General features: G+C 70.1%; 12 protein-coding genes. 5 read left to right on the forward strand and 7 right to left on the reverse strand.

Annotated features, from left to right (window positions below; all coding sequences use genetic code 11):
- Positions 1–49 precede the first annotated feature (49 nt).
- Both pepN (H1D24_RS26395) and H1D24_RS26400 read left to right on the forward strand, forming a co-directional pair.
- Positions 50–2641 carry an aminopeptidase N gene (gene pepN, locus H1D24_RS26395; protein ID WP_181660181.1) on the forward strand — a complete coding sequence of 864 codons (2592 nt, stop codon included), beginning with the start codon at positions 50–52 and terminating at the stop codon, positions 2639–2641.
- Positions 2642–2965: 324 nt separating this feature from the next.
- Positions 2966–4036, forward strand: a complete 1071-nt coding sequence (locus tag H1D24_RS26400; RefSeq protein WP_181660182.1) for a hypothetical protein — start codon at positions 2966–2968, stop codon at positions 4034–4036.
- 78 nt (positions 4037–4114) lie between these two features.
- Here the strand turns inward: H1D24_RS26400 and H1D24_RS26405 are convergent, their stop codons facing one another.
- Both H1D24_RS26405 and H1D24_RS26410 read right to left on the reverse strand, forming a co-directional pair.
- Positions 4115–5869: a TIGR03767 family metallophosphoesterase gene (locus H1D24_RS26405; protein WP_181660183.1), complete on the reverse strand. Its 1755-nt coding sequence runs from the start codon at positions 5867–5869 to the stop codon at positions 4115–4117.
- 346 nt (positions 5870–6215) lie between these two features.
- Positions 6216–6677, reverse strand: a complete 462-nt coding sequence (locus H1D24_RS26410) for an NUDIX hydrolase (RefSeq protein ID WP_181660184.1) — start codon at positions 6675–6677, stop codon at positions 6216–6218.
- Positions 6678–6942: 265 nt separating this feature from the next.
- Here H1D24_RS26410 and H1D24_RS26415 point away from each other — a divergent pair, with 265 nt between their 5' ends.
- Positions 6943–10275, forward strand: a complete 3333-nt coding sequence (locus tag H1D24_RS26415) for a S8 family serine peptidase (protein ID WP_181660185.1) — start codon at positions 6943–6945, stop codon at positions 10273–10275.
- A gap of 117 nt (positions 10276–10392) precedes the next feature.
- Here the strand turns inward: H1D24_RS26415 and H1D24_RS26420 are convergent, their stop codons facing one another.
- Both H1D24_RS26420 and H1D24_RS26425 read right to left on the reverse strand, forming a co-directional pair.
- The gene (locus H1D24_RS26420; protein WP_309484447.1) at positions 10393–11133 is read right to left on the reverse strand and encodes a hypothetical protein; all 741 of its coding nucleotides are present in this window, start codon (positions 11131–11133) and stop codon (positions 10393–10395) included.
- A 1-nt stretch (position 11134) separates the two neighbouring features.
- Complete coding sequence (locus H1D24_RS26425; protein WP_220137272.1) at positions 11135–11650, reverse strand: sigma-70 family RNA polymerase sigma factor; 516 nt, start codon at positions 11648–11650, stop codon at positions 11135–11137.
- A 180-nt stretch (positions 11651–11830) separates the two neighbouring features.
- Here H1D24_RS26425 and H1D24_RS26430 point away from each other — a divergent pair, with 180 nt between their 5' ends.
- Positions 11831–12859, forward strand: a complete 1029-nt coding sequence (locus H1D24_RS26430; protein WP_181660187.1) for an aspartate-semialdehyde dehydrogenase — start codon at positions 11831–11833, stop codon at positions 12857–12859.
- Between the two features lie 43 nt (positions 12860–12902).
- Here H1D24_RS26430 and H1D24_RS26435 read toward each other — a convergent pair whose 3' ends face one another.
- Complete coding sequence (locus H1D24_RS26435) at positions 12903–13067, reverse strand: hypothetical protein (protein WP_181660188.1); 165 nt, start codon at positions 13065–13067, stop codon at positions 12903–12905.
- On the reverse strand, positions 13067–13657 hold the full coding sequence (locus H1D24_RS26440; protein WP_181660189.1) for a Uma2 family endonuclease: 591 nt from the start codon (positions 13655–13657) through the stop codon (positions 13067–13069). The genes H1D24_RS26435 and H1D24_RS26440 overlap by 1 nt, the downstream gene beginning before the upstream one ends.
- Before the next feature lie 158 nt (positions 13658–13815).
- Between H1D24_RS26440 and pepN (H1D24_RS26445) the strand changes: the two genes are divergently transcribed.
- The gene (gene pepN, locus H1D24_RS26445; RefSeq protein WP_181660190.1) at positions 13816–16386 is read left to right on the forward strand and encodes an aminopeptidase N; all 2571 of its coding nucleotides are present in this window, start codon (positions 13816–13818) and stop codon (positions 16384–16386) included.
- A 57-nt stretch (positions 16387–16443) separates the two neighbouring features.
- Here pepN (H1D24_RS26445) and H1D24_RS26450 read toward each other — a convergent pair whose 3' ends face one another.
- On the reverse strand, positions 16444–17373 hold the full coding sequence (locus H1D24_RS26450) for an EamA family transporter (RefSeq protein ID WP_181660191.1): 930 nt from the start codon (positions 17371–17373) through the stop codon (positions 16444–16446).
- Between the last annotated feature and the right edge of the window lie 40 nt (positions 17374–17413).

Genomic DNA, 17413 nt, shown 5'->3' on the forward strand with positions numbered 1-17413 from the left:
CCCGGATGAGAGGATCGGCCCTGTTCCGCCGACCTTCGAAGGAGTGCCCGTGCCCGGTGAGAATCTGTCCCGCGACGAGGCCCGCGAGCGGGCCGCGCTGCTGTCCGTCGACGGGTACGAGGTCGAGCTCGACCTGCGCTCCGCTGTCGGGGGGAGCGAGTCGGAGCCGCGTACGTTCCGCTCGGTGACCACGATCCGGTTCCGCTGCGCCGAGCCGGGCGCGACGAGCTTCGCCGACCTGATCGCGCCGAGCGTCACGGCCGTGTCCCTCAACGGCAGGGACCTCGACCCCGGGGAGGTGTTCGACGGTTCCCGGATCACGCTGGAGGATCTCGCCGCCGAGAACGAGCTGGTGGTGGACGCGCAGTGCGCCTACTCCCGCACCGGCGAGGGCATGCACCGCTTCGTCGACCCGGAGGACGGCGAGGTCTATCTCTACACGCAGTACGAGCCCGCCGACTCCCGTCGCGTCTTCGCGAACTTCGAACAGCCGGACCTGAAGGCGCCCTTCCGCTTCGAGGTGCAGGCTCCGGCCGGGTGGACGGTGTGGTCCAACGGCGTCGGGGAGCGCAAGGACGGCGTCTGGCACTTCGCCGAGACCAAGCCGATCTCCACCTACATCACAGCCGTCGTCGCCGGCCCGTACCACCATGTGACGGACACGTACACGCGGACGTTCGAGGACGGTACGACGCTGGAGATCCCGCTCGGCGCGCTGTGCCGCAAGGGGCTCGCCCGGTACTTCGACGCGGACGACGTCTTCCTCGTCACCAAGCAGGGCCTGGACTTCTTCCACGACCACTTCGACTACCCGTACCCCTTCGGGAAGTACGACCAGGCGTTCGTGCCCGAGTACAACCTCGGCGCGATGGAGAACCCGGGCTGTGTGACCTTCCGCGAGGAGTACATCTTCCGCGGCAAGGTGACACAAGCGGCGTACGAGCGGCGGGCCAACGTCATCCTGCACGAGATGGCGCACATGTGGTTCGGCGATCTCGTCACCATGCAGTGGTGGGACGACCTGTGGCTGAAGGAGTCGTTCGCCGACTTCATGGGGTCCTTCTCGATGGTCGAGGCGACCCGCTTCACGGGCGGCTGGATCACCTTCGCCAACAACCGCAAGGCCTGGGCGTACCGCGCCGACCAGCTGCCCTCCACCCACCCGATCACGGCCGACATCCGCGACCTGGAGGACGCCAAGCTCAACTTCGACGGCATCACCTACGCCAAGGGCGCGTCCGTGCTCAAGCAGCTGGTGGCGTACGCCGGGCGTGACGCCTTCCTGGAGGGCTCGCGGCGCTACTTCAAGCGGCACGCGTACGGCAACACGCAGCTCGGCGATCTGCTGTCGGTCCTGGAGGAGACCTCCGGGCGGGACATGACGGGCTGGTCGCGGGCGTGGCTGCAGACCGCCGGGGTCAACTCCCTGACCCCGCAGGTGCTGCTGGACTCCGAGGGGCGCCTCAGCGAGCTGGCCGTCGTCCAGGAGGCACCCGAGTCGCACCCCGACCTGCGGCCGCATCGGGTGGCGGTGGGCCTCTACCGGCTGACCGCGGAAGGGAATCTGGAGCGGTACGCGCGCGTGGAGACCGATGTCGTGGGTGCGCGGACGGTCGTCGGCGAGCTGGCGGGTGCGGACGCCCCGGACCTCGTCCTGGTCAACGACGACGACCTCACGTACTGCAAGATCCGCTTCGACGAGAACTCGCTCGCCACGCTGCGGGAGCGCCTCGGCGACATCACCGACTCCCTTGCGCGCGCGCTGTGCTGGTCCGCGCTGTGGAGCCTGACGCGGGACGCGCTCCTGCCCGCGCGTGAGTTCATCGGACTCGTGCTGCGGTTCGGAGGCCGGGAGTCCGATATCGGCGTGCTGCAGATGCTGCACGCCTGGGCGAAGTCGGCGCACGTGAACTACGCGGCGGCCGCGTGGCGCGAGGAGGGTGGCCGGCTGCTCGCCGAAGGAGCTCTCCGGGAGCTGCGGCGCGCCGAGCCCGGCAGCCAGCACCAGCTGACCTGGGCGCGGTTCTTCGCCTCCGTCGCGTCGAGCGAGGCCGATCTGCAGTTCCTCCGCGATCTGCTGGAGGGGACCGAGAAGCTGGAGGGGCTGGAGGTCGACCAGGAGCTGCGGTGGTCGCTCCTGGAGCCGCTCGCCGTGTACGGGGTCGCCGACGAAGCCGTGCTCGCGGCGGAGCTCGCCAGGGACGACACGGCGTCGGGCAAGCGGCACCAGGTGCGGTGCCTGGCCGCGCGGCCCTCGGCGGCCGTCAAGGCGCAGGCGTGGGCGGCCGTTGTCGAGTCCGACGCGCTGTCGAACGCGCTTGTAGAGGCGACGATCGCGGGGTTCGCGCAGCCGTCGCAGCGGGGGCTTCTCGCGCCTTATGCCGCGAAGTACTTCGATGCGATCGAGCGGGTGTGGGAGGAGCGGTCCATTCAGATCGGGATGGATGTGGTGCGGGGGTTGTTCCCGGCGTTGCAGGACTCGCCGGAGACGCTTGGTGCCACGGATGCGTGGCTGGAGGGCCACGTTTCCGCGCCTCCCGCGCTGAGGCGTCTCGTGCTGGAGGCACGGGACGATCTTGCGCGGGCCTTGCGGGGGCAGGCGTGTGACGCCGGTGCCGGTGCCGGTGCCGGGACGCTGTAGCTCTTTGCTTGGTACGACCCCGGGGCGCCGTTGCTCGGGGGTTGTGCCCACCCTCCCCCAGCTACCGCTGGGAGGTGCCCCCAGCCCAGCGGAACGACTGCCCACAACGGGAGCGGCGCGCCTTGCCGCAACGCGACGGCGCGCCCCCTCTGTGGGTGTTTGCTGCGGCGGTTACCGAACGCAGGCACGGCGGGCCGTAACCCCGAATGGACCAGCGGCTTTCGGGTGTCGAACGTTCGTACTTTAGGGCGAGCTTGTCCGGATTTTTCGACGGCTGCGTAACAGCGGTTAAAGGGCCGAGAGGCGGTGGGAAGGTCCGGGGGCATGAACCACAACGCCCCGCTCACACCCCGTCCCTCGCTCCGCCCCGTGCTCTACGACGTCCGGCTGCGCGTGCTGAGCACCGCGCAGCTGCGGGCGCACGGTGTCTCCAGTGCGGAGACGAACGCGCGCTGCCGGCCCGGCGGACCCTGGCAGCAACTCCTGCCCGGCGTCCATCTTCTCCACTCCGGGCCACCCACCAGCGAGGAACGGCTGCACGCCGTGCTGCTCTACGCCGGGAACGCGTCTCCCCGCCGCGCGGCGCTCACCGTCCCGGCGCAGCCCGCCCCGGGAGAGCCGCATGGCCCCGGAGAGCAGCGGATCTCCTACGGCGACGCAATGATCACCGGCCTGGCGGCGCTCACGCTGCACCGTCTCCCGTCCGCTCCTCCGCTGCTCTCCCTCAACCGCATCGACGTGCTGGTGCCGCGCACGCGTCGGCTGCGCTCGACGGGTTTCGCCCGGCTGGTCCGCGCGCCCGAGCTGCCCGTACCGGAGCAGGTCACCGGCCTGCCGGTGGCGCCGGTGCCGCGGGCGCTCGCCGACGCGGTCGCGGAGCTGTCGGACGCCGAGGCGGTACGCCGCCTGCTCACCGAGGCCGTACGGGGCGGTCACTGCGACCCGGCAGCCGTCGTAAGGGAGTTGGCCGAGGCGCAGCTGCTGAACCGGCCGCACGTCGTGGACGCCGTCGAATCGCTGCTCGCCGAGGGACGGGCCATCGCGGAGGACCGGCTGTACCGGATGGTGCGCGAGCACCGGCTGCCCGACCCGCTGTGGAACGTGGACCTGCGGCTGCCCGGAGGGCCGCACCTGGGTGGCGTGGACGCGTACTGGCCCGACCAGGCGGTGGCCGTCGAACTGGACACGCGGGCGCCCCGCCAGGACGAGGACGCGCTGTGGTCCGAGTACGCCCGCAAGCGCGAGCACTTGGAGCGGCTCGGCATCACCGTCGTCCACCTCACGCCGAAGAAGCTGCGTGACGCGCTCGAGCAGCAGGCGACGGTCGTACGGACGGCGCTCATGGCCTCTGCCGACCGCGAACCGGCGGCGTATGTGGTGGTGCTGCCCCGCTGACGTACCGGATGGGAACCAACCGGAGGGAGTGAAGGGGCGGATCCCGCAGGACCGGGACCGTCCCTTCACCGTTGCGCGTCACGCCTTCTTGAGGACCAGCTCCGTGTTGCGGTCGCCTGCCGTGCCGGACAGGGTGTCGCGCCTGCCCGGCGCGTTGAACGACAGTTCCCGGTACAGGGCCGCCAGGCCCGTCTGGGAGAGGTCGGCGAAGTCCGTGGCGTGCGGGGCCGCGGACTCGATCAGCGTGGTGAACAGCGAGATGGTGCCGTCGTTGTTGTCCACCAGCTCGATCACTCGGGCCAGCTGCGGGAAGTCGATGTGGGAGGCCGTGGAGATCTCCCAGAAGGTGCCATGCGGGGTGATCTTGTTCTTGTGGCTGTGGCCGTTGACCCAGGCCAGGACGCCCCGGTGGCGGCCCAGGAGTGCGAGGACCTCGTCGCCGCCGTGCCGTGCCTCGCCCGCGCGCGCGGGGTCGCGGTTCAGATTGCGCATCGTCTTGCTGGTGTGGTGGCTGAAGACGATGACGTACTCGTCCTTGTGCGCCTTCAGAGTGCGTTCCAGCCACTTGAGCTGGGCCGTGCCGAGCGAACCCTCGTAGTGGCCGCCCGGGTCGGTCGTGTCCAGGCTGATGCCGAGCACGTCGTCGGCGATGCGGAAGGAGTAGTACTGGGTGACCGAGGCGAGGTTGGCGGCGGTGTAGCCGTGGCCGACCGGGCCGGGCCCGGTGTGGGCCGGGTCGAGGTGCGCCTTGAGGTACTCGGCCGGGGTGAAGGGCGCGCGGGACTCGTCCGGCGTGACCGAACGCATGCGCCGCGCCTCGCTCTTCAGTACCTCCTTGAAAACCGCGCCCTTGGGGTCGCCGCCCTGCTTGACGTTCTTCCACAGGGCCGCGCCCTGCGCCTCGGGCAGCGACATCAGCTTGCGCCCGCCCACGGCGAAGTCGGCGAAGAAGGAGTCGCCGGGCGCATAGCAGCCGCCCGGGAGCGAGTCGTGGTTGCCGACCGTCGAGTACCAGGGGAGGTTGAGGCCCGGGCTGCGCACCTCGCGGATGGCCGCCTCCAGGAACCCGTCGACGCGCGGGAACCCGAGCTGCTTGTCCGCGTCGCGCAGGGCGTCGTCCGGCTGCCAGTACAGCTTCAGGCCCGAGTTCTGCACACCCTCGTAGCGGCGGGGATCGCCGGTGTTGGGCGTGATGCGGCCGCCGCTCATGGTCTTCAGGAACCATTCGAGCTCGGAGCGTGCGTTGTTGTCGGTGTTGTCACCGGTCGTCATGACGAAGTGCAGCGGGGATCCGGTGGCGGGGGCGCCGCGCAGCGCGTTGACGCGTTCCACGAGGGAGATCGCACCGGCCACGGACAGCGCCTCCTGCGGCCGCCAGGCGCTGGCGGTCGACGCGCGCAGGTACTCGTAGCGCAGTGGATGCTGGACGTCGACCAGGTGCAGATCGGTGAACTGCACGAAAGCGGCGAGTGCCGTGCGCCGTTCGGTGCGGCCGGACCTGGGGGCGGCCAGATCGGACCGTACGACGCGCTCCCAGGCAGGGCCGTCGCCGAGCCGCCGGTAGCCGGACGCGCCGGAGCGCGGCGCGGCCACCGTGCTCAGCGTGGTGCCCGCCTCGTACGGGGCGAGCGGCGCGGGGGGCGCCTCCCGGGAGGACACGGACACCGCCGTCGGGACCGCCGCGGGGGCCGCCGCGGCCTCCGCGCTGCCGGGACGGAGCGCGTAGCCGATGCCCGCGGAGAGGGACACGGCTCCGGTGGCGGCGAGCAGCGTACGGCGGTTGACGGACGTGGCGGCGGCAGCGGCTGTGGCCACTGAGCGTATGCGCGACATGGCGCGGTCTCCCCGAGTGCGAACGCGTCGGCAGTGGGCACGAGGAGTCAGGAGTGCGAAACTCCTCGTTTCCACTGGATCGTTGGCAGCGGGGATGACCTGCGCGTTAACTCGGCGGCAACGGGCAGCACCGATCGCCGGACGTGGATCTTGGACTACCGTGCGTGACACGGAGCCCTCTCCGGCCGGAGAGGAGGCAGTCACTCCGCGTTCACTTTCCGGGGTACCGGAGCGGTTCAAGAGCGCCGAGCCGGTTCAAGAGCGCCGAGCCGGTTCAAGAGCGCTGAGCCGGTTCAAGAGCGCCGAGCCGGTTCAAGAGCGCCGAGCCGGCTCCCGAGCGCTTGAGCTACGTGCGGCGCTCCGGCACCGCATGGCCGTCGGCCGGCCGTTCCCGCCACATCCGCAGTCCGATGTCGACGAGCTCGACCCGCTGCAACCGCTCGACCTCCTCCAGCGCGTGCCAGGCGGCCATGTCCGTGGAGCCGTTCTCCTCGTACCGCAGGGAGCCGCCGGTGATCTGGGCCTCGTAGACGATGCGCAGCCCGTGGAAGTCGGCGACCGCGCCGAGCCTGCGCGGATAGCGGCGCAGCACCGAGTGGACGCCGAGCAGCGCCGCCGGCTGAACCGCGTAGCCGGTCTCCTCGCCGACCTCGCGGATCACGGTGTCGTAAGGGTCCTCGCCGTGGTCCATGCCCCCGCCCGGCAGCGTCCAGTGCCTGCTGCCGTCGCCCGCCACCCAGCGGGCGAGCAGCATCTGACCGTCCCTCACGCACACGGCGTAGGCCGCCACCCTCAGTTCCTTCTGCATGCGCAGACGTTAGGCCGCGTCGGCTCACCGCACCTACCCGTCGGGCCCCCGGTCCGTTGCGTCGCCTACGCGCGTCACACGGCCCAAATCCCTCTATCGCCCGCCTTATCCCCCATGGCGTATGGCGGAAGTACGCCACGGACCCAATCCGCCACAGGCAAAAACTCCACAAACAGTGGTCTCATACGTAAAGCTGAGCGGCCATCAGGCACCGAATTCCGGACTCACGTACGAGAGTCCCGGACCTTCACCCACAAGGATGCTGATGACCTCCGACTCCCAGCGCGTACCCGCGTCCGGTGCGAGACGCGTGGCACGCGTCGTCGTGGCCGCGGGCCTGGTGGCCGCGCTCTCCGCGGCCGGGCCGCTACCCATGGCCTTCTCCGCGGACGCGGACCCGACGCCGGCACCGGCACCGGCACCGGCCGACTCGACCGTCAAGTCGGCCGACGACAAGCTCGGTTCGGCGGACGCCGAGCTCCTCGCCGAGGCCAAGGCCGAGGGCGACAAGAACGTCACCTTCATGGTGGCGACGACGCCCGGCAAGACCGAGCAGGTCGCCGAGCAGCTCGACGCCGTCGACGGCGGTCTGGTCGGCAAGACCATCGACAAGCTCGGCTATGTCCGCGCCACAGTTCCCACGGGCAAGGCGGACAAGGCCATTGCGGCCGCGCAGAAACTTTCCTCCGTCCAGGCGATCGACCTCAAGCAGGAGATCCCGCTGGACGACCCGACGCCGGCCGCCGACAAGGCCAAGGGCGCCGGTACCGCCGCCGAGGGCGCCTACGCCGCTCCCGGCAAGAACACCCCGGCCAAGAACCCGTACAACCCGTCCTTCGAGACGGGCTCGGTGGACTTCGTCCAGGACCACCCGACGTACGACGGCCGCGGCATCACCATCGGCATCCTCGACTCCGGTGTAGACCTGGGTCACCCGGCGCTGCAGAAGACGACCACCGGCGAGCGGAAGATCGTCGACTGGGTGACGGCGACGGACCCGGTCTCCGACGGTGACGGCACCTGGCGCCGTATGACCACCTCGGTGTCCGGTCCGAGCTTCACGATCACCACGGCGAGCCAGGGCACCGAGAAGTTCACCGCCCCCGCCGGCGGCTACAAGTTCAACTACTTCGCCGAGGCCGCCACCACCGGCGGCGACATGGCCGGCGACCTGAACCGCGACGGCGACACCACCGACGTCTGGGGCGTGCTGTACGACGCGGCCGCGGGCACCATGACCGTCGACCTCGACGACGACCTGGACTTCACCGACGAGACGCCGATGAAGCCGTACAAGGACGGCTTCCAGATCGGCTACTTCGGCACCGACGACCCGTCCACCGAGGTCGCCGAGCGCATCCCGTTCGTCGCCGAGATCCGCAAGGACGTCGTCTACAACGCGGCCGGCGACAAGGCCGACTACGTCAACATCGGTGTCATCGAGGGCTCCCACGGCACCCACGTGGCCGGTATCACCGCCGCCAACAGCCTGTTCGGCGGGAAGATGAGCGGCCAGGCGCCCGGCGCCAAGCTGGTCTCGTCCCGTGCCTGCACCTGGTCCGGCGGCTGCACCAACATCGCGCTGACCGAGGGCATGGCCGACCTGGTCATCAACCGGGGCGTGGACATCGTCAACATGTCCATCGGCGGTCTGCCCGCGCTCAACGACGGCAACAACGCGCGCGCCCGCCTCTACACGCGCCTCATCGACGACTACGGCGTGCAGCTGGTCATCTCGGCCGGCAACTCCGGCCCGGGCACGAACACCATCGGCGACCCGTCGCTCGCCGACAAGGTGCTCTCCGTCGGCGCCACCGTCTCCAAGGAGACCTGGGCCGCCAACTACGGCTCGGTCGTGGAGAAGAAGTACGCCATGTTCCCCTTCTCCTCGCGCGGTCCGCGTGAGGACGGCGGCTTCGCCCCGACCATCTCCGCGCCGGGTGCCGCGATCAACACCGTCCAGACCTGGGTGGCGGGCCAGCCGGTCGCCGAGTCGGGCTACAGCCTTCCGGCCGGCTACGGCATGCTGCAGGGCACCTCGATGGCGTCCCCGCAGGCCGCCGGCGCCTCCGCGCTGCTGCTCTCCGCCGCCAAGGCGAAGGGCATCCACCTCACCCCGGCGAAGCTGCGCACCGCACTGACCAGCACCGCCGACCACATCACCGCGGTGCAGGCGTACGAGGAGGGCGCGGGCCTGGTCAACGTGCCCGACGCGTGGGAGGCCGTCGAGGAAGGCGCGACCGCTCACGAGTACACGGTCAAGGCGCCCGTCGACACCAACATCGACGAGTTCCTCGCGGAGCCCGGCGTCGGCACCGGCGTCTACGACCGCGAGGGCGGCCTGAAGCTGGGTCAGAAGAAGGTCTACGAGGTCACGGTCACCCGTACCTCGGGTCCCGACCGGGCGGTGCGCCACGAGCTGGACCTGGCCAACAACTCGGGTGACACCTTCTCGATCGTCGGCCCGGACGAGATCAGCCTCGGTCTGAACAAGCCGGTCACCGTCAAGATCGCCGCGAAGTCGCGCTACTCGGGCGTCCGCAGCGCGATCCTGGAGGTCGATGACCCGAGCACCGAGGGGATCGACAAGCAGATCCTCAACACGGTCGTCGTGTCCAACGACCTGACGAGCGGCTCGTACACCTTCGCCGCCTCCGGCTCGGTGCAGCGCAACAGCACCAAGTCGTACTTCGTGACGGTGCCCGAGGGCGCCACCTCCCTCGAGGTCGCGATCGGCGGGCTGGTGGGCAAGAGCCAGACCCGGTTCATCGCGATCCACCCGTACGGCGTTCCGGTCGACGTGACCTCCACGCCGAACTGCTACAACAACTACCTCGACGGCAACGGCTGCCGCCCAGACCTGCGCTCGTACGCGAACCCGCAGCCGGGCGTCTGGGAGATCGAGGTCGAGTCGCGCCGTACGTCGCCGCTGCTCGACAACCCGTACAAGCTCGACGTCACCGTGCTGGGCGCGGCCTTCGACCCGGCCGTGCAGACGATCCCGGAGGCCAAGGCCGGCACCCCGGCCGCCGTCTCCTGGAAGGTGACAAACGGCTTCGCGGCGATCGACGGGACGCTGAAGGGCGGCCCGCTCGGCTCCTCGAAGACCACGCGACCGACCATCGCCGAGCGCGAGACGCAGACCACCACGGTCGTCGTGCCCGAGGGCGCGGAGCGGCTCGACGTCGCCATCGGCAATGTGTCGGACGCGGCGGCGGACCTCGACCTGGTGGTGAAGGACGCCTCCGGCGAGGAGGTCGGTTCGTCCGCCGACGGGGACTCGGAGGAGTCCGTGAGCCTCTCGAAGCCCGCCGCCGGCACGTACACCATCGAGGTGTACGGCTACGGCATCCCGTCCGGCTCGACGGCGTACGACTACCTCGACGTCTTCTTCTCCTCCTCGCTCGGCGAGGTCAAGGTCGACGAGTCGAAGGCCGTGCAGCTCGGCCACGGCGCGTCGACGGACGTCACGGCCGAGGTCGTCGCGAACGCGGCGGCTCCTGAGGGACGCGAGTTCTTCGGCGAGGTGCAGCTGCTGAACGGGCGCGGCACGGTCGCGGGCGTCGGCAGCGTGAAGATCGAGAAGGTCACGCCGTAACGGGTGACCCCTCGCAGGGAGGGGCGGGCGCTCTTGCGGGCGCCCGCCCCTTCCGCTTCCCCCTTCCCCCGCGCCCCGCTGCCGGGTCCCCCGCCGGGCCCCCGCGCCCCCACCGGCTCAGTCGCCGCACTCCATGCCGCGGGCCTTGGGCAGCGCCTTCGTGATCCAGTCCCGCTCGTCGGCGACGTCCTTGCCCACGGACCAGATGTCCGGCGTCGCCTGGCCGAGCGGGATGCCGATCAGCACGTGGTCGCCCTGTTTCAGACGGGGATCCACGTCCACGTCCATCGGGAACGAGATCTGCTCCTTCCCGCTGCCCGGCTTGTAGTAGCGCTCCACGTCCAGGTGGATGAGGTCGAGCCGGGAGCCGGTGACGGGCTCGACGCGCTCCACGGTGCCCTCGACGATCAGACGGGCGCAGGCCACGTACCCCACGGCGGACTGGCTCTGGCTCCCGGAACCTGCCTTGGCGTCACCGTTCTCCCCCTGCACCACGCCCTTGTCGGCAGCAGCGCTGTCGCTCGCCCCGCTCCCGGCCTGCGTCACCAGCCAGCCCCCACCGACGACCATGGCGGCGGCGGCCGTCACCGCCGCGACGCCGAGCGCCAGGGTGAAGCCGCGCCGGACGCGACCGGGCCGGACCGCCACCGGGCGGCGCACGGGACGCGGCTCCGGAGGCCGAGCCAGCGCGTCCCCCACCGTCCGCAGCTGCTCCCTCAGCAGTGCGAGATCCGTCACAGCGGCGTCGTACTCCGCCATGAAGTCGGTGTCCCCCCGGATGTCGTCCGGTACGGGCGCGTCGGTGATCGCTAGCATCAGAGCGTCCTCGTACGACCCGTACGCATTCTCCCCGGCCACGTCACACCACCTCGTCCTCGTGCAGCCGTGCCCGCAGCGCCCGTACGGCCGTGTGCAGCCTGCTCTTGACCGTCCCCTCGGGGATGCCGAGCTGCTCCGCTATTCCCCGTACCGGCAGATCCGCGTAGAAGCGCAGCACCACGACCTGACGCTGGTCGTCCGGCAGCGTGTCCAGGCCCTTGGCCACGGCGAGCGAGAGCACCCGGGTCTCCTCGACCACCGGGTGCTCCTGCCGCAGCGAGGCCAGCCGCTCGCCGAGCCGCTCCTGACGGCGGCGTGCCCGGTGCCAGTCCATGGCAAGGTTCGACGCGACGACCGCGGCCCACGCGGACACGTCGCGCGGCGCGTCCTGCCCCTTCGCGGCCCGTTCCAGCAGCCTGAGCCTGACCTGCTGCACACCGTCCGGCAGATCCGCGTACGGCACTCCCCCCAGTGCCAGCACGGCCCGCACCCGGTCCTCCTGGGCCGCGTCCAGCGGGTCCGCGTCACGGACTCTTCGGACTTTTCGCCGCAGCAATGCCACCCTCCCCTCCCCGCATTTCCCCTACGACGCCGGAGCGCCCCGAAACGTTCGCGCGACTCTCCCCGTCCGCGAACCGTCCGCCCCTCGGACAATGGATTGGAAAAGCGGCCGGGGGCATACGCATCATGGAGCCGCACCCGCAGCTCAGCCACACGCATGCAAGAAGGAGTCCTCGTGAGGGTCGGAATCGTCGGAGCCACCGGTCAGGTCGGCACAGTCATGCGCAGGATCCTCGCGGAGCGGGACTTCCCGGTGAGTGAACTGCGCCTGTTCGCCTCGGCCCGGTCAGCCGGTTCGACGATCGACTGGAAGGGCAGCCCCGTGACGGTGGAGGACGCCTCCACCGCCGACTACACGGGCCTGGACATCGTCCTCTTCTCCGCGGGCGGCGCGACCTCGAAGGCGCTGGCCGAGAAGGTCGCCTCGCAGGGCGCGGTCGTGATCGACAACTCGTCGGCCTGGCGCAAGGACCCCGAGGTCCCGCTGGTGGTCTCCGAGGTGAACCCGCAGGCGATCGCGAACCGCCCCAAGGGCATCATCGCCAACCCGAACTGCACGACGATGGCCGCGATGCCGGTTCTGCGTCCGCTGCACGAGGAGGCGGGCCTCGAGGCGCTCGTCGTCGCCACCTACCAGGCCGTCTCCGGCTCGGGCCTCGCGGGCGTCGCCGAGCTGCACGGCCAGGCGCAGAAGGTGATCGCCGACGCGGACAAGCTCACGCACGACGGCGAGGCCGTGGACTTCCCGGAGCCGGGCGTCTACAAGCGCCCCATCGCCTTCAACGTTCTCCCCCTCGCGGGCTCCATCGTCGACGACGGCCTGAACGAGACCGACGAGGAGCAGAAGCTCCGCAACGAGTCCCGCAAGATCCTGGAGATCCCGGAGCTCAAGGTATCCGGCACCTGCGTGCGCGTCCCGGTCTTCTCCGGCCACTCCCTGCAGGTCAACGCCCGTTTCGCCCGCCCGATCAGCGTGGAGCGCGCCACGGAGCTGCTGTCCGACGCCCCCGGCGTCGAGCTCTCGGAGATCCCGACCCCGCTGCAGGCCGCGGGCAAGGACCCGTCGTACGTGGGCCGCATCCGCGTCGACGAGACCGTCGAGAACGGCCTCGCGCTGTTCGTCTCCAACGACAACCTCCGCAAGGGCGCGGCGCTGAACGCGGTGCAGATCGCGGAGCTGGTGGCGGCGGAGCTCGGCCGCTAGTCGTACGCGGTGAAGGGGGCGGCCACCGACCGGTGGCCGCCCCTCAGTCATCGTCCCCACAGATCAGAGCGGTGGTCTCGGCGCGCATCCGCGCACGCGCCTGCTCGGCCTCGGGAGAGTTGAGCCACGGATGGCGCTCCATGGCTTCTGCACGTACCTCGCGCCATGAACGCCCCGGCACCTGACCCTCGACCTCGTTTTCGCCCATCACGGCAGCTTCGGCGGGTAGAGCTTGAACTGCGAGGTGTCGACCGCGAACGAGAACGGTTCCGGCAGCTCGATGGCATCGCCGAACTGGTACGGGTCGACCCTGCGGTAGGTCATCTTCTCCGGCTTGGAGTGCAGCTCGATGAGGCCTTCGTTGGGGTCGATGAGCAGGTAGAGCGGGATCCCGCTCATCGCGTACCACATGCGCTTCTTGATGTAGTCGCTGTCCCTGTCCGAGGAGACGACCTCGATGACCAGGTCCACCCGGTACGCGGGGAACGGGTTCGGGTTGTCCTGGATCGCCTCGGAGGTCGTGACGGTGAGATCCGCCTTGGGCTCGAAGCTCGAGATCTCGGAGATCAGGGCCTGCTCGGGGAGGGCCTCCCAGCCCGCCGCGTCGAACTGCGTGGCCAGCTTGGTCACGATGCGGTTGTGGAACGGTGCCGCCGATGCCTGCATCACGATCTTTCCGTCGATGAGCTCGATCTTCAGCTGATCGAGCTCGGGGAGCGTCTCCAGAAAGCGCAGCAGTTCGTGCCCGTCCTTGCTCCGCATGACGTCCTCGACAGTTTCGTGGTGCATCAGGGTCATCGCGGCGCCTCCTTTCCCGCTCAGCGTAGGAACGGCGGCGGCCGACAAATCCAAGGTAGCTGTCTTTCGCCACGATCGGGTGAACCCGGCCCGGCGTGCAAGGATGAACGGAAAACGGTGGAAGTGAAGACGCACCGAGGACCCGAGGAGATGACCGCGTGCCTGGCACGAATCTGACCCGTGAAGAGGCGCAGCAGCGGGCGAAGCTGCTCACCGTGGACTCGTACGAGATCGATCTCGACCTCTCCGGCGCGCAGGAGGGCGGCACCTACCGGTCCGTGACCACGGTGCGGTTCGACGCGGCCGATGCCGGGGCCGAGACCTTCATCGACCTGGTGGCGCCGACGGTCCACGAGGTCGTGCTCAACGGTGACGCGCTGGACCCGGCCGAGGTCTTCGCCGACTCGCGCATCAAGCTCGCGGGCCTGCTGCAGGGGCCGAACGAGCTGCGGGTCGTCGCGGACTGCGCGTACACGAACACCGGTGAGGGCCTGCACCGTTTCGTCGACCCGGTCGACAACCAGGCCTACCTCTACACCCAGTTCGAGGTGCCGGACGCCCGCCGCGTCTTCGCGAGCTTCGAGCAGCCGGACCTGAAGGCCACCTTCCAGTTCACCGTGAAGGCGCCGAGCGGCTGGACGGTGATCTCCAACTCGCCGACGCCCGAGCCGAAGGACGACGTCTGGACATTCGAGCCGACGCCGCGCATCTCGACGTACATCACGGCGCTGATCGTCGGCCCGTACCACTCGGTCCACAGCGTGTACGAGAAGGACGGGCAGAGCGTGCCGCTGGGCATCTACTGCCGGCCCTCGCTCGCGCAGTTCCTCGACTCGGACGCGATCTTCGAGGTGACGCGCCAGGGATTCGAGTGGTTCCAGGAGAAGTTCGACTACGCGTACCCGTTCAAGAAGTACGACCAGCTCTTCGTGCCGGAGTTCAACGCGGGCGCGATGGAGAACGCGGGCGCGGTGACCATCCGCGACCAGTACGTGTTCCGCTCGAAGGTGACGGACGCGGCGTACGAGCGGCGCGCCGAGACCATCCTGCACGAGCTGGCCCACATGTGGTTCGGCGACCTCGTGACCATGGAGTGGTGGAACGACCTGTGGCTGAACGAGTCGTTCGCCACCTACACCTCGGTGGCCTGCCAGGCGTACGCGCCCGAGTCCCGCTGGCCGCACTCCTGGACGACCTTCGCCAACTCGGAGAAGACCTGGGCGTACCGCCAGGACCAGCTGCCGTCCACGCACCCGATCATGGCCGAGATCCGCGACCTGGACGACGTCCTGGTCAACTTCGACGGCATCACGTACGCGAAGGGCGCCTCAGTCCTGAAGCAGCTCGTCGCGTACGTCGGCATGGACGAGTTCTTCAGCGGCGTGCAGGCGTACTTCAAGCAGCACGCGTACGGGAACACGCGGCTGAGCGACCTGCTGGGCGCGCTGGAGGAGACCTCCGGGCGTGACCTGAAGACGTGGTCGAAGAAGTGGCTGGAGACGGCCGGCATCAACATCCTGCGGCCGGAGATCGAGACGGACGCGGACGGTGTGATCACGTCCTTCGCGATCCGCCAGGAGGCTCCTGCGCTCCCGGCCGGTGCCAAGGGTGAGCCGACCCTCCGCCCGCACCGCATCGCGATCGGCCTGTACAACATCGACGACGAGAGCGGGAAGCTGCTGCGCGACGACCGCATCGAGCTGGATGTCGACGGTGAACTGACCGCCGTACCGCAGCTGGTGGGCAAGCGCCGTCCGGCGGTCGCGCTGCTCAACGACGACGACCTCTCGTACGCGAAGGTCCGGCTCGACGAGGAGTCGCTGAAGACCGTCACCGAGCACCTCGGCGACTTCGAGGCCTCGCTGCCGCGCGCCCTGTGCTGGGCCTCCGCCTGGGACATGACGCGCGACGCCGAACTGCCGACCCGCGAGTACCTGTCGCTGGTGCTGTCCGGCATCGGCAAGGAGTCGGACATCGGCGTGGTCCAGTCGCTGCACCGCCAGGTGAAGCTGGCGATCGACCTGTACGCGGCCCCGGCCTGGCGCGAGACGGGTCTGGCGCAGTGGACGGATGCGGCGCTGGAGCACCTGCGGGCGGCCGCGCCCGGCAGCGACCACCAGCTGGCGTGGGCCCGCGCCTTCGCAGCGACGGCGCGCACGGACGAGCAGCTCGACCTGCTAGCCGCCCTTCTCGACGGCACGGAGACGATCGAGGGTCTGGTCGTCGACACCGAGCTGCGCTGGGCGTTCGTGGAGCGGCTCGCGGCCACCGGCCGGTTCGGCGAGGAGGAGATCGCGGCCGAGTACGAGCGGGACAAGACCGCCGCGGGCGAGCGCCACGCCGCCACCGCACGGGCCGCCCGCCCGACCGTCGAGGCCAAGGCGGAGGCCTGGGCGTCGGTCGTCGAGTCCGACAAGCTCCCGAACGCCGTGCAGGAGGCCGTGATCGCCGGCTTCGTGCAGACGGACCAGCGGGAGCTGCTGGCCCCCTACACGGAGAAGTACTTCGCCGCGGTCAAGGACGTCTGGGAGTCCCGTTCGTACGAGATGGCCCAGCAGATCGCGGTCGGCCTGTACCCGGCGCTGCAGGTGGAGCAGGCCACGCTGGACGCGACGGACGCCTGGCTGGCCTCCGCCGAGCCGAACGCGGCCCTGCGCCGCCTGGTCTCGGAGTCCCGCGCGGGCATCGAGAGGGCGCTGAAAGCGCAGGCTGCGGACGCGGCGGCGTAGTTCTTCGTACGTGTGTGAGTGGGGTGCCCCTCGGCCCGAGGGGCACCCCACTCGTCATCAGGAGCGGATCCGTTGGGCGCCCTGCTCCACTCCCTGCTCCACGGACGTGATCCACAGGACGCCCCGGGCAGTCGAGGCACGCGGCCGCACCTGACCGACGAGCGTCGCGCCGAACGCGATCGCCATGCCCACCAGCTGCACCGGCGTGAGCACCTCACCGAGGGCGGCCCAGCCGATGATCGCGGCGGTCAGCGGGGAGAGCGGGCCGAGGAAGGTGACCTGTGTGGCGGTGAGGCGGCCGATGCCTCGGAACCAGAGCCAGTACGCGATCGCGGTGTTGGCGAGCGCCAGATAGATGTAGCCGGCGATGTTGCGGTCGTCGAGCGCGGGCGGGGCGCCCTCGATCAGAAACGCCGGCGGCGCGATGAGAAGGCCGCCCGCGGTGAGCTGCCAGCCGGTGAGTGCGAGTGGGCCGACGCCCTCGGGGCGCCCCCATCGCTTGGTGAGTACGGTTCCGGTCGCCATCGACGCGGTCGAGGCCAGGGCGGCCAGTACGCCGATGAGGTCCAGCGACGACGCGGCCTTGAGGACGACCAGGCTGACGCCGAAGGCCGCCGCGATGCCGGTGAGCAAGGTGCGCTGGGTCGGCCGCTCGGCCAGCAGCAGTGCGGCCAGACCCGCGACGAACAGCGGGCCCACCGAACCGACCACCGCGGCCATACCGCCGGGCAGCCGGTACGCGGAGAGGAAGAGCAGCGGGAAGAACGCGCCGATGTTGAGCGCGCCGAGCGTCGCCGCCTTCCACCACCAGGCACCGGTCGGCAGGACTCGCGTGAGCGCGAGCAGGACGACTCCCGCGGGCAGGGCGCGCATCAGCCCCGTGAACAGTGGACGGTCCGCCGGCAGGAACTCCGTCGTGACGGCGTAGGTGGAACCCCAGGAGACGGGGGCGAGGGCGGTGAACAGGACGGTGGTGGCGCGCTTCATCCCGACGGTTCCCTCCGGCGCGTGGCTCGACTCGACACTG

The organism is Streptomyces himalayensis subsp. himalayensis (assembly GCF_013778455.1).
GTDB classification, from domain to species: Bacteria; Actinomycetota; Actinomycetes; order Streptomycetales; family Streptomycetaceae; genus Streptomyces; species Streptomyces himalayensis.

Bases quoted from the DNA above. Each gene is read 5' to 3' on its own strand.
- H1D24_RS26400 (WP_181660182.1), top strand. From the start codon at position 2,966: ATGAACCACAACGCCCCGCTCACACCCCGTCCCTCGCTCCGCCCCGTG.
- H1D24_RS26405 (WP_181660183.1), bottom strand. From the start codon at position 5,869: ATGTCGCGCATACGCTCAGTGGCCACAGCCGCTGCCGCCGCCACGTCC.
- H1D24_RS26410 (WP_181660184.1), bottom strand. From the start codon at position 6,677: ATGCAGAAGGAACTGAGGGTGGCGGCCTACGCCGTGTGCGTGAGGGAC.
- H1D24_RS26415 (WP_181660185.1), top strand. From the start codon at position 6,943: ATGACCTCCGACTCCCAGCGCGTACCCGCGTCCGGTGCGAGACGCGTG.
- H1D24_RS26435 (WP_181660188.1), bottom strand. From the start codon at position 13,067: ATGGGCGAAAACGAGGTCGAGGGTCAGGTGCCGGGGCGTTCATGGCGC.
- H1D24_RS26440 (WP_181660189.1), bottom strand. From the start codon at position 13,657: ATGACCCTGATGCACCACGAAACTGTCGAGGACGTCATGCGGAGCAAG.
- H1D24_RS26450 (WP_181660191.1), bottom strand. From the start codon at position 17,373: ATGAAGCGCGCCACCACCGTCCTGTTCACCGCCCTCGCCCCCGTCTCC.